General features: G+C 48.0%; 12 protein-coding genes and 1 riboswitch. Of the genes, 8 read left to right on the top strand and 4 right to left on the bottom strand.

What is annotated here, in order from left to right:
* Window positions 1–20: 20 nt before the first annotated feature.
* From NDK19_RS09810 to NDK19_RS09790, 5 genes are all read left to right on the top strand, one after another.
* Complete coding sequence (locus NDK19_RS09810) at window positions 21–1,223, top strand: exo-beta-N-acetylmuramidase NamZ family protein (protein ID WP_250631702.1); 1,203 nt, start codon at window positions 21–23, stop codon at window positions 1,221–1,223.
* 80 nt (window positions 1,224–1,303) lie between these two features.
* A complete protein-coding gene (gene porQ / locus NDK19_RS09805) occupies window positions 1,304–2,410 on the top strand; it encodes a type IX secretion system protein PorQ (protein WP_250631701.1) in 1,107 nt (368 codons plus the stop codon).
* A gap of 61 nt (window positions 2,411–2,471) precedes the next feature.
* Window positions 2,472–3,215, top strand: coding sequence for a lysophospholipid acyltransferase family protein (locus tag NDK19_RS09800; RefSeq protein WP_250631700.1), 744 nt, complete (start codon window positions 2,472–2,474; stop codon window positions 3,213–3,215).
* 49 nt (window positions 3,216–3,264) lie between these two features.
* On the top strand, window positions 3,265–4,635 hold the full coding sequence (locus NDK19_RS09795) for a dipeptidase (protein WP_250631699.1): 1,371 nt from the start codon (window positions 3,265–3,267) through the stop codon (window positions 4,633–4,635).
* A gap of 117 nt (window positions 4,636–4,752) precedes the next feature.
* A complete protein-coding gene (locus NDK19_RS09790) occupies window positions 4,753–5,613 on the top strand; it encodes an SDR family oxidoreductase (protein ID WP_250631698.1) in 861 nt (286 codons plus the stop codon).
* Window positions 5,614–5,615: 2 nt separating this feature from the next.
* On the opposite strand, the gene NDK19_RS09785 is transcribed toward NDK19_RS09790, so the two are convergent.
* From NDK19_RS09785 to NDK19_RS09770, 4 genes are read right to left on the bottom strand one after another with little or no spacing between them, the layout of a single operon-like run.
* On the bottom strand, window positions 5,616–5,942 hold the full coding sequence (locus NDK19_RS09785) for a nucleotide pyrophosphohydrolase (protein ID WP_250631697.1): 327 nt from the start codon (window positions 5,940–5,942) through the stop codon (window positions 5,616–5,618).
* Window positions 5,939–6,391, bottom strand: a complete 453-nt coding sequence (gene dtd, locus NDK19_RS09780; protein ID WP_250631696.1) for a D-aminoacyl-tRNA deacylase — start codon at window positions 6,389–6,391, stop codon at window positions 5,939–5,941. The genes NDK19_RS09785 and dtd overlap by 4 nt, the downstream gene beginning before the upstream one ends.
* An 8-nt stretch (window positions 6,392–6,399) precedes the next feature.
* Window positions 6,400–7,227: a 5'/3'-nucleotidase SurE gene (gene surE / locus NDK19_RS09775; RefSeq protein ID WP_250631695.1), complete on the bottom strand. Its 828-nt coding sequence runs from the start codon at window positions 7,225–7,227 to the stop codon at window positions 6,400–6,402.
* On the bottom strand, window positions 7,227–8,474 hold the full coding sequence (locus NDK19_RS09770) for an MFS transporter (protein WP_250631694.1): 1,248 nt from the start codon (window positions 8,472–8,474) through the stop codon (window positions 7,227–7,229). The genes surE and NDK19_RS09770 overlap by 1 nt, the downstream gene beginning before the upstream one ends.
* 98 nt (window positions 8,475–8,572) lie before the next feature.
* Between NDK19_RS09770 and NDK19_RS09765 the strand changes: the two genes are divergently transcribed.
* The 3 genes from NDK19_RS09765 to metX all read left to right on the top strand — a co-directional run bounded on the left by NDK19_RS09765 (window position 8,573) and on the right by metX (window position 12,048).
* Window positions 8,573–9,097 (top strand): shikimate kinase, encoded by a 525-nt coding sequence (locus tag NDK19_RS09765; protein ID WP_250631693.1) that lies wholly within the window; start codon window positions 8,573–8,575, stop codon window positions 9,095–9,097.
* Between the two features lie 102 nt (window positions 9,098–9,199).
* Window positions 9,200–9,298: riboswitch (SAM riboswitch) on the top strand.
* A gap of 275 nt (window positions 9,299–9,573) precedes the next feature.
* Complete coding sequence (locus NDK19_RS09760) at window positions 9,574–10,896, top strand: O-acetylhomoserine aminocarboxypropyltransferase/cysteine synthase family protein (RefSeq protein WP_250631692.1); 1,323 nt, start codon at window positions 9,574–9,576, stop codon at window positions 10,894–10,896.
* Between the two features lie 102 nt (window positions 10,897–10,998).
* The gene (metX, locus tag NDK19_RS09755) at window positions 10,999–12,048 is read left to right on the top strand and encodes a homoserine O-acetyltransferase MetX (RefSeq protein ID WP_250631691.1); all 1,050 of its coding nucleotides are present in this window, start codon (window positions 10,999–11,001) and stop codon (window positions 12,046–12,048) included.
* Window positions 12,049–12,052: the final 4 nt, after the last annotated feature.

Here is a 12,052-nt window from a genome sequence, read left to right as displayed (position 1 = left end):
TTTTACTTATGCATCCATTGATGAAAACCGCCTTCCGGCTTTGTCTGGCAAGTATCACATGGTTGTCGCTTGTTGCTTGCGGAACGGCACAAACGGCTGCTAATCAGTCAAGTAGCGCTACAAACAGCGATATTCTGCCGGGTGCTGCCCGTTTTTCGGAATACCTGCCTGCTTTACAGGGCAAACGGGTTGCCTTAACGGTAAACCATACGGCAGCTATCGGAAAAACCCATGTTGTGGATACGTTGCTGGCACAAAAAGTCAATATTGTCAAAATTTTTGCGCCGGAACACGGCTTTCGCGGAACGGCGGATGCGGGTGAAAAGGTTGATAATGAGAAAGATAAACGCACAGGTTTACCCGTAATTTCCCTTTACGGCAAGCGAGTTAAGCCGCTGCCCGAGGATTTGGCAGATGTAGATGTCGTAGTTTTTGATATTCAGGATGTGGGCACACGCTTTTACACCTATATTAATACGATGCATTTGCTCATGGAGGCCTGCGCCGAGCAAAATAAAGACCTTATCGTTTTAGACCGCCCCAACCCCAACGGCTGGTATGTGGATGGCCCTACGCTGGACATGCAGTATAAATCGTTTGTGGGTATGCAGCCCATTCCCATTGTACACGGGCTGACCGTGGGCGAACTGGCACAAATGATTAATGGCGAAGGGTGGCTGGCTAACGGCGTAAAGTGTCGCCTGCAAGTTATCAAGTGCCTTCATTATGACCATACGAAGCGCTATTCGCTGCCTGTGCGGCCGTCGCCAAACCTGCCCAACGACCGTGCCATTGCCTTGTATCCAAGCCTGTGTTTGTTTGAAGGAACAATTGTAAGCGTGGGCAGAGGTACGGAAGCCCCTTTTCAGATGATTGGTTTTCCGGAGAACCCCGATAAAACATACAGTTTTACACCGCGAAGCACCGAGGGCGCAAAAAATCCGCCGTATAAAGACGTAACCTGCTACGGCATAGACTATCGCACGATGGATGTGAGCAACTTCCGATTCAGCCTGCAACCGCTGATGGAAATGTACCGCTTAGCACCTCAGAAGGATAAGTTTTTTATTCCTTTCTTTGAAAAACTGGCAGGAACGGGCGAACTCCGCAAACAAATTGCCGCAGGCATGAGCGAGGAAGCCATTCGCGCCACTTGGGCGAAAGACTTGGCTGCATACAAAGCCATGCGCAAAAAATACTTACTCTATGCCGATTTTGAGTAGAGCATTACGATTCTTCGTTTCCTCACCAATTGTAGCAAATGGCATTAAACAAATTTAGCGTTTTCTCTGCGGCCAAAAGAATGACAAACTCGGTGCCCTTTGCAGGGGAAAAGAACAAAATGCTTAATGCTCTTTGCGGCAAACTTATTTTAGCTTTTCTGCTGCCGCTTTTTGCCGAAGCTCAAATCGGCGGAGGGCAGAGTTTCAGTTTTCTGCAACTGCCGCCCAATGCCCGCACGGTAGCACAGGGTGGCGTACAGGTGGCCTCTGTCGGTGCCGATGCCTCGCTGTGGCTGAGCAATCCTGCACTGAATACGGACTCGGCGAATTATCAGGCGGCTTTGCAGTTTCAATCGCTTACCGGACAGGCTCTGCATACCTCGCTGGCGTATGTGTTGCCTGTGCGCAAGCATCAGCGGTTAGGCATTGGCTTACAATACATCGGCTACGGACAGTTTCAGGGCTTTGACCCTACGGGTGCGCCAACAGGCGATTTTTCGGCAGCCGAATACGTACTTGCGCTCAATTATGCACATACCATTGCGCCGTTTACACTGGGTGCAACGCTCAAAATAGCAGGTTCTTCTGTTGCTGCTTTTAATTCAACTGCCGTGCTGGCAGATGCAGGCGCACTGTTTCGCTATCCCCGAAAAGATTTCAGCGTAGGGCTGACGGTGCGCAACATCGGTTTTGCCATGAGCAACTACACCGATGCTTCGGATTGGGTAATGCCCTTTGATGCACAGTTGGGCATCAGTTTTAAACCCGAAAAAATGCCGATGCGGTTCTCCCTGACTGCGTGGCAATTAGCCCCCCGCGGCGACATTGTGTACAATGACCCTTCGCGGCCTGCGGGGTTTGATGCGAACGGCAACCCGCTATTTAACGCAACCAACAACTTTCAGCGATTTGCACGTCGGCTCGTAGTGGGCGGAGAGTTGGTGCTGCATCCCAATTTTCAGTTGCGAACGGGTTACAACGTGCTCCATCGGCAGGAGTTAGGCTTAGCGCAAAGGCGTGCCCTCAGTGGGTTTTCTTTTGGAATAATGTTGAAAATCAAAGCCATAGAGTTTTCTTACGGCTATCAGGTGCGCCATGTGGCAGGCGGCATCAGTGCCTTTGGGGTAGTAGCCGATATGCGCCGACTACTGCCCAAAAAACGCCAAAGGCTGGAAATAACAGATTAGCGGAGGCATCGTATGCAACACCTCTGCCGTATATTTGCAGCACATTGTTAGGATTATTATTATGACGCTGAAAAAAATCATTGCATGGCTGATTTGGCCATTTTTTGTGCTTGTATTTTTCCTGTTGCTGCTGATTTTTCATGCCATACAGGTAATTGCACGCACACTTGGCGGTTATGAAGCCCATAAAAAGTCCGTGGACTGGTTGCTCGCTTCGCTACTCTGGCAGTTGCGCTTGATGCTCGGCACGCGGATTACACTCAGTTTGCCCTACCAACTGCCGCCCGATTGTCCGTTAATTGTGGTCAGCAATCACCAAAGCATGTACGATATACCGATGCTGGGTATTTTGTTTGCCGACCGCCATGCAAAATATGTTTCCAAAGTGGAGTTGGCCAAAGGTATTCCAAGCATTTCTTATAACCTGCGGCACGGTGGCTCGGTTTGCATAGACCGTAAGGACACGCGCCAATCCCTGCCTGCGCTCAAACAGTTTGGCGAGTATTTGGAAGCCAAGCGCTATGCAGGCTGTATTTTTGCCGAAGGTACGCGCTCACGCGATGGGCAAATGAAGCCATTTAAGCCGCAAGGGTTGAGTGTCTTGTTGAAGACCATGCCCAGCGCCCTTGTGATTCCTGTAGCCATTCAAGGCTCATGGGAGTTGGCACGCTATGGGTTTAAACCTATCCCGATAGGGGTGCATATGCAATGCACAGCCCTGCCGCCGATAGACCGCACAGGAAAAACTAACGAAGAAATTGTCCGCGAAGCAGAGCAAGCCATCCGCAACTTTCTGGGGCAATAGTTTTTTTTGAGGTGAAAAAAGTTAATTTTGCAGTCCCATAGAATTTACCATGCAACAAACGCAAAGCTATATAGAGGCAAACAGGCAACGTTTTCTGGATGAATTGTTTGACTTGATTCGCATTCCTTCCATTAGCACAAACCCCGACCACGATAGTGATTTGCAGCGCGCTGCCGAGTTTGTTCAGGAGCGCCTGAAAGCAGCAGGTGCAGACAAAGTGGAAATTTGCCCCACCAACCGCCATCCGATTGTATATGCGGAAAAAATTATAGACCCCAAACTGCCAACCGTATTGGTATACGGTCATTACGACGTGCAGCCTGCCGACCCGATAGAACTATGGGACTCTCCTCCCTTTGAACCAACCGTAAAGGACGGCAAAATATTTGCCCGCGGCGCTTGCGACGACAAAGGTCAGATGTTTATGCACATCAAGGCATTTGAAGCCATGATGGTAACAGGCGAGCTGCCTTGCAATGTTAAGTTTATGATTGAAGGTGAGGAAGAAATCGGTTCTGAAAACCTGCCACGATTTATTAGGGAAAACTCGGAAAAACTGAAAGCGGATGTGGTGCTGATTTCCGATACGTCGATGATTGCCAACGACATTCCTTCCATTACGGTAGGGCTTCGCGGTATTGCTTATGTACAGGTGGAAGTAACAGGCCCCGACCGCGACCTGCACTCAGGTACTTACGGCGGCGGTGTGGTGAATCCTATCAACGCCCTGTGCGAAATGATTGCCAAACTCAAAGACGACAAAAACCGCATTACTATCCCCGGTTTTTACGATAAAGTTGTGGAACTGAGTGCAGAAGAGCGCGCTGCCATGGCAGAAGCACCTTTTGACCTCGAGGCCTACAAAGCAGACCTTGGCATTGAAGATGTGGCAGGGGAAGAAGGTTATACAACATTGGAGCGAGTATCGGTGCGCCCTACGCTGGACGTAAACGGCATATGGGGAGGCTACACAGGCGAAGGAGCAAAAACCGTCATTGCTTCTAAGGCATATGCCAAAATTTCCATGCGCCTTGTCCCTAATCAAGAGTCGGAAGAAATCACCCGATTGTTTAGCAAGTATTTTACTTCCCTTGCTCCTAAGGGAGTGAAAGTAAAAATAGATTACCATCATGGCGGCGATCCTGTGGTAACACCTACCGACTCGGTGGCTTACAAAGCCGCAGAGTTGGCCATGGAGCAAACTTTCGGTAAAAAGCCGATTCCGCAGCGTGGCGGTGGCAGCATCCCAATCGTGCAACTGTTTAAAAGCATATTGGGTGTTAATTCCGTGCTCATGGGCTTTGGTTTAGATTCGGATGCCATTCACTCACCCAACGAAAACTTTGGCCTGTTTAACTACTACAAGGGCATTGAAACCATCCCGTACTTTTATAAACATTTTGCCGAATTGAGCAAATAAGTCATTGATTATCAAGGTATTTATAAGCCATAAAAACCCGATGCATCGCTAAGGCGCATCGGGTTTTTAGTTTATGCACACATTTTTTCCTAAATTGTCCCGCCACAAAACAACCCTATGAAAAACAAAATCAGCATTGTAACAGGTGCCAATTCGGGTATCGGGAAAGTGACAGCCCTTGCGCTGGCCAAGCAAGGGTTTACGGTAGTGATGATGTGCCGAAATCGCGCCAAAGCAGAGGCAGCACGCAGCGAAATCATCCGCCTTTCGGGGAATAATCAGGTAGAAATCATTCAGGTAGATTTTGCTTCACAGCGGCAAATCAGAGAGGCAGCAGCACAATTTTTGGCAAAATATGACCAATTAGATGTGTTGGTAAACAATGCAGGATTTTTGGCTTCCGACAAGCGCGAACTGACCGAGGACGGCATAGAAGCAACTTTTGCGGTCAATCATCTGGGATATTTTCTGCTAACGGGTTTGCTCATGCCTGCTTTGGAGAAAGCGGCTGCCGAAAATGGAGAAGCCCGTGTAGTTTCGGTAGCTTCCGAAGCACATCGCTATGCCCCATTTAGCCTTGATAATGTGCAAATGCAGCGCGGTTATAGTGGCATGAAGGCCTATTGTATCTCCAAACTTTGCAATATTTTGTTTACGGCAGAGTTGGCGCGCCGAGTGGCAGGGAAAAATATTACGGCCAATTCGCTGCACCCGGGTGCGGTCAATTCAGGTTTTGCAAGCAGTACGCCCGGATGGTTTGCTTGGCTGTTCAAATTGGCCAAACCTTTTCTGATTAGCGAAGAAGAAGGCGCTGAAACTTCTATTTATCTGGCAACCTCACCCGATGTGAAAGGTGTCAGCGGCGGCTATTTCTATAAAAAAAGACGGCGGCGCACCATGATTCCTGTGGCTACCGACGAGAAAATAGCCCGCAGCCTATGGGAAATGAGCGAAAAATTGACAGGTATTCAATATTGAAGCTACTGCAATTTTTCATTCTCTTTATGTCGGGTAGCATCGCGTTTAGTCTTTTTATCCATCCGTTTTTGAAAAGCCTCTGTCAGATTGATACCCGTTTGGTTAGCTAAGCAAATCAGGACAAAAAGTACGTCCGCCATCTCTTCGCCCAAATCAACTTCTTTGTCGGAGGCTTTGAACGATTGCTCACCGTATCGGCGCGCCATAATGCGGGCTACTTCACCCACTTCCTCCATTAGGATGGCCGTGTTGGTCAGTTCGTTGAAGTAGCGCACGCCAATGGTGCGAATCCACTCATCAACGGTATTTTGTGCTTCTTGAATGGTCATTTTTTATTTTTTGAGTCAATGATGATGGTTACGGGGCCGTCGTTGAGTAAACGGACTTTCATATCGGCCCCGAAGATGCCTGTTTCAATTTTTTTGCCCGTCAGTTGTTGCAAGCGTTCAATCATGGCCTCATACAGCGGGGTGGCTACGGGTGGCGGCGCAGCTTCCGTAAAAGACGGGCGATTGCCTTTTTTGGTGCTTGCATGAAGCGTAAACTGACTGATTAACAGGATATTGCCGTCAATATCGGCCAGTGCACGATTCATTTTGCCTTCATCGTCGCTAAAAACGCGCAGTCCTGCTATTTTTCCGGCCAGCCATTCCACATCTTCGGCAGTGTCATTGTGGGCAATACCCAGCAGTACCAGAAAACCCGTTGCTATTTTTCCGTGTACACGACCTTCTATGGTTACAGAGGCTTCCGTAACGCGTTGAATAACGGCAATCATGGCAAGACTCAGAAATTGTCGTAATGTTCTTTGACTACCCGCGGCGCTGTTTCCTGTAAAATTTGCCACTCATCGTTGAGTGTGGCGATGGCGTGGTGTGCAGTCAGGTCAAACAGGCAGGGTACTACCGAAACGTAGTTGTTAGCGATTGCCCATTCGTCGGTATCTTCCCCCTTGTCGGGGTTTTCAAAACTGCCCGCCAGCCAAAGGTATTTTCTGCCGTAGGGGTCGGTGCGTTCGTCAAATTCTTCTTTCCAGCGGGCTTTTGCTTGGCGACAGATTTTGATGCCTTTGATGGCGTCTTCCTGCTTGCGCGGAAAATTGACATTGAGTGCCGTGCCGCGTGGCAATCCTGTTTGCAGTACTTGCTTTGCAATGGCCGTTACGTAGGGAATGGTATGGCTGAAATCTGCATTGTTGCCATAGTCGCAGAGGGAGAAACCAATGGCAGGCATGCCCTCAATGGCGCCTTCAATGGCAGCAGACATAGTACCGGAATACAGGATGCTGATGGAGGTATTGCTGCCGTGGTTAATACCGCTTACGACCAAGTCGGGTACGCGGCCTTTGAGGATGTAATATTTTGCCAGCTTAACACAGTCGGCAGGTGTGCCGGAACTTTCGTAGGCCTCAACGCCTTCAAATATGGACGAAGGGTGAATTTTCAGTGGGGAGTGAATGGTGATAGCATGTCCCATGCCCGATTGGGGGCTGTTAGGTGCTACAACCAGCAAGTCGCCCAGTGGGCGCATAGCCTCTACAAGTACGCTAAGTCCTTTGGCAGAGATGCCATCGTCGTTAGAAATAAGTATGAGGGGTCTGTCAGAATTTTTCATCAGGAAGCAGTGGAAGTACTTTTTCTTAAATCGTTGATAAATAAAGTGCTCAAAATCATCACAAATGCAAGAGGTATGGCCATCAATGCCAACAGCATACCGGGCGTAAACAGTTTGCTTGCCCATTGAAAAAACAGGCCGCTTAACAGGGTCGCACCGGACATAACAAAGGTAATAATTCCCAGCATGATGCCGCGCTTATCGGCAGGTGTATGGTAAGTTACCGTTCCAATCAGGAGCGGTACGATGCCTCCGTTGGTAAACGACAAAAGGATAATCAGCATCATGGGAGGCGGCAGTTCGGCCATGGTATCGGGAATGGAGTTGATTTGGTACTGATACAAGCCAACAGCAAACGCCATAATGCACAAAATGCTGACAGATATGATAATTAACAGGAGCGTGAGCAGGGGCAGATAGTGGGCAAGCGCAGCTATAACCAACCTGCCGCTGATGGTAGAAAGAATCAATACAATGGAAAACTGCCAAACAAGGTTGTCGCTTAGCTGTAAAGTGGCCGTATTGAACAGGTTTACCCAGTTGAGCAAAAACGTAGTTACGATAATGGTCAGTCCTAAACAAAACAGGGCAAGGATGACCAAGGTTCTGCTCAACGCATTAAATATTTCCGGTAGCGTGCGCACCCACAGCCGTGCAACCTCACGTGCCGTTGCCTGCGATTCATCAAAGAAAAAATGCTGTTTCCGGAAAATAACGAACAGCCCTACTGCTGTACAAATGATTGCAGTTACGAGGTATAAATAGTGCAATTCAAATTGCTGAAGCTTCATGATAATCCCTGAAACAACAAGTATGGCCAAAATCCCCGATACATACACGGCCTCGAGGTGGCAAACGTCTGACAGTAGGCCTGTCTCGTGTTTATTAATACTTGCCAGTTCGTTGAGGAAGCCGATTTGAAGAGCACCGAAAATGAAACCAAGACTGACATACAAAATGTGGAATGCAATAGCCGAAGGTTGTATAAAAATTACCAGCGAAATAATGGCCGTGAACAGAAAAGACATCGGCAAAAGTCTGCGCAAGCCTATGGCCGGAATGATTGCCGCCAGCAACAGCCCGCTTGCCAGCGTAGCAAGTTCTCTGTACAGGCCGATATGCTGTACGGCCGTGCTGTCCACATCATACTGATAAGCTGCTACACCCACAAAGTTGGCCGAAAAAATCAGCATGGCAACTATGCCATAGCACCAGTACATCAGGGTTTTCAGTTTGAATACACTCATAACAGCGGCAAAAAAACGCAATTAAGCAAATGTATTACTTTTCTGTTAGAAACCCTTTTGTATATTGCTTGCCGAAATGCAAACCCGATGATTGTTGAATGATTCCTTCACGTATTTATTTAGTGGGTATGCCGGGTTCCGGAAAGACCACCTTAGGCAGGTTGTTGGCCAGTCGGATGGCCTACCATTTTGTAGACTTGGACGAGCTGATTGCCGAGCAGGAACAGATGAGTATTGCCGATATTTTCGCGCAGAAAGGTGAAGATTATTTTCGCGAAAAGGAAAAGCAAGCATTGCACAGTACTTTCAAAATGTCGCGCTGTGTTATTGCAACCGGCGGCGGAACGCCTTGCTTCTATGACAATATGGAGCAAATCAATAAGCACGGTTTGGCTGTTTTTATCAATATTCCGCTTTCAATCATTGCCGGCAGAGTTGAACGGCAACAACAGGAGCGACCACTGTTGGCAACAGCAGATGCGGAGGACATGCTCGAGAAGTTAAAGGAATTATACCAAAAGCGGTTCCCGTACTATGACCAAGCCGAAGTGGCAGTAAGCGGTGTGGACTTAAACGCCGACTATATTTACAACAAAATCCACAAGTATTTGTCGGAACAATAGAATGGGCTGTTTGTTGAATTTTTTTCAAAAAACGCTTGCAAAATTTGGAATTGACAAATGTACTTCATTCCTTTGTAGTATCAGTCAATTGCTCAGGCAGTTGATTTATAAAGAAAGGGGGAGAGATTAGGCTCTGTGAACCCTTAGCAACCTGAAATTTTCAAGGTGCTAATTCCTAACCCAATCAGGGAAATATAAATTAATTGCTGTTATGAACGCTCAGGGCAACATCTTTCATTCTTATTTTCCATCTGCATCAGTGGCCGAATATCTTTCGGCTTTTTTGGTTTCCGCACCTACTGTTTCTCCAATTATCGGCAGCATTTCCATGCGAATGTGCTGTTGCTGCTGTTGTTGCTAATTCTCCTGTTGTTTAGCTGATTACCCCCCTATGGGCTTAGGCGCTGCCGTTGCAGTGCTTTACGTTTACATCTTTCTTATAATTTCTTCATTTCGTTTTAATTAATTAACAAACCATGTCAAAATCACTTCATTTCGAGACGCTCCAGCTTCATGCCGGACAAGACATTGACCCGACTACGCGTTCGCGGGCAGTGCCTATTTATCAGACTACTTCCTATGTTTTCAAAGACTCCGAACATGGTGCTAACTTGTTCGCGCTCAAAGAGTTTGGAAACATTTACACCCGCATCATGAACCCTACAACCGATGTTTTTGAGAAGCGCATTGCTGCCTTGGAAGGCGGTGTAGCTGCTTTGGCAGTCGGTTCGGGGCAGGCAGCGCAGTTTATTGCACTGAATAATATTTTACAGGCAGGCGATAATTTTGTTAGCAGTCCGTATCTGTATGGCGGAACTTACAACCAATTCAAAGTTGCTTTTAAAAGATTAGGCATTACAGTAAAATTTGCCGACAGCGACAGCGCCGAGGATTTGGAGGCACAGATAGATGCCAACTCAAAAGCTATTTATGTAGAAACAATTGGCAACGGTGCTTTCAGCGTACCCGATTTTGAAAAGGTGGCAGCACTGGCACGCAAGTACGACCTGCCCCTGATTGTGGATAATACGTTTGGGGCAGGCGGCTATCTGTTTCGCCCGCTTGAATACGGAGCTAATGTTGTGGTGGCTTCTGCGACCAAATGGATTGGCGGCCATGGAACCAGCATCGGCGGCGTTATTGTAGATGGCGGCAACTATAACTGGGGCAACGGCAAGTTTCCGCAATTCTCCGAGCCTGCCGAAGGCTATCACGGATTAAATTTTTGGGAAGTTTTTGGCAGCAACAGCCCGTTTGGCAACATTGCGTTTATCATCCGCGCTCGTGTAGAAGGTCTGCGCGACTTTGGCCCTGCTTTAAGCCCTTTTAACTCATTTTTGTTGCTGCAAGGTTTGGAAACGCTTTCGCTGCGAGTGGAGCGAACAGTAGAAAATGCGCTGAAAATTGCCCGCTGGTTGGAAGCGCACCCCGAAGTGGCATCTGTTAATTACCCGGGTTTACCAAGCAGTCCGTTCCATCAAATTGCACGCAAATACCTAAAAAAAGGGTTTGGAGGTGTGCTGACTTTTACTCTGAAAGGCAGCCGCGAGCGTGCAGCCGAGTTTGTGAATAATCTGCAACTTATCAGCCATCTTGCCAACGTGGGCGATGCCAAAACGCTGATTATTCATCCCGCTTCTACTACGCATCAGCAACTTTCCGATAAGGAACAGTTGGCCGCAGGTGTGCAACCGACCTTGCTACGCCTTTCGGTAGGTATTGAGCACGTGGACGATATCATTAACGATATTGAACAAGCGCTGGTGAAGGTAACGGAACCGGAAGGAGTTTTGGTTTAATAGTGTTGATAATCAAGTAATTGCAACGGGTGCGGGGTTTGCAAAAAAGTGGATAAGGCAACGCAAACCCCTGCGCCCCAAGCGTTCCGGAAAATCAGGTTTATGGAAACAAAGTCCCGCACATATGTTTTTGAATCAAATCAGCCTTTTGCATTGGAGCAGGGGGCTGTTTTGCCACAGCTACAAATTGCTTATACTACGTTGGGCGTGCTCAACGAAACGCGCGATAACGTTATATGGGTGTGTCATGCACTTACCGGCAATGCAGATGCGGCCGACTGGTGGAACGGCCTGATTGGGGAAGGCTGTTTTTATGACCCGCAAGAGTACTTTATTGTTTGTGCCAATGTTATTGGCTCTTGCTATGGCAGTACAGGGCCTCTTTCTGTCAATCCTCTGACGGGCGGCCATTACTACGCCGACTTTCCCGAAGTAACCATCCGCGATATGGTACGTGCGCATGAGCTTTTGCGCAAGTATTTGAATATCACGCAGATTCACACCTGTATTGGCGGTTCTTTGGGCGGTCAGCAGGCTTTGGAGTGGGCAATTTCGCAGCCGCTTTTGATTCAACATCTGATTTTGCTGGCTTCCAATGCTTGCCATTCCCCTTGGGGCATAGCCTTTAATGAAGCACAGCGCATGGCCATTTATGCCGACCCGACTTGGTGCGAGCCGCGCCCCGATGCAGGTTTGCACGGGTTAAAAGCGGCGCGAGCCATTGCTTTGCTTTCCTATCGGAACTATGAAGCCTATCAGTTGCGCCAGCATGAAGACACCAACGAAAAATTAAAGGGATTCAGGGCGGCAGGTTATGTGCAATATCAGGGCGAAAAACTGACGAAGCGATTCAATACAATTGCGTACTTGCGGCTTTCGCAGGCCATGGACAGTCACAATATAGCGCGGGGACGCGGTGAAATTGACCAAGTTCTTGCCACTGTTCGCTCTAAAACACTGGTAATAGGTATTTCATCCGACATTCTGTTTCCTCCTGCGGAACAAAAATTGATGGCACACTACATTCCCGATGCTGTCTATGCAGAAATAGATTCTATTTTTGGGCATGATGGCTTTTTGGTGGAATATGAACAGATGAAGCAAATTCTGAAAACATTTTATCAATCTGCCATGTTACGAGTAGCGGCTTGATTTT

Origin of the sequence: Rhodoflexus caldus (genome assembly GCF_021206925.1) — a bacterium.
Lineage (GTDB): Bacteria > Bacteroidota > Bacteroidia > Cytophagales > Thermoflexibacteraceae > Rhodoflexus > Rhodoflexus caldus.
Note: the sequence above shows the minus strand (reverse complement) of the source record. Positions and strands in the feature narration are given on the sequence as shown.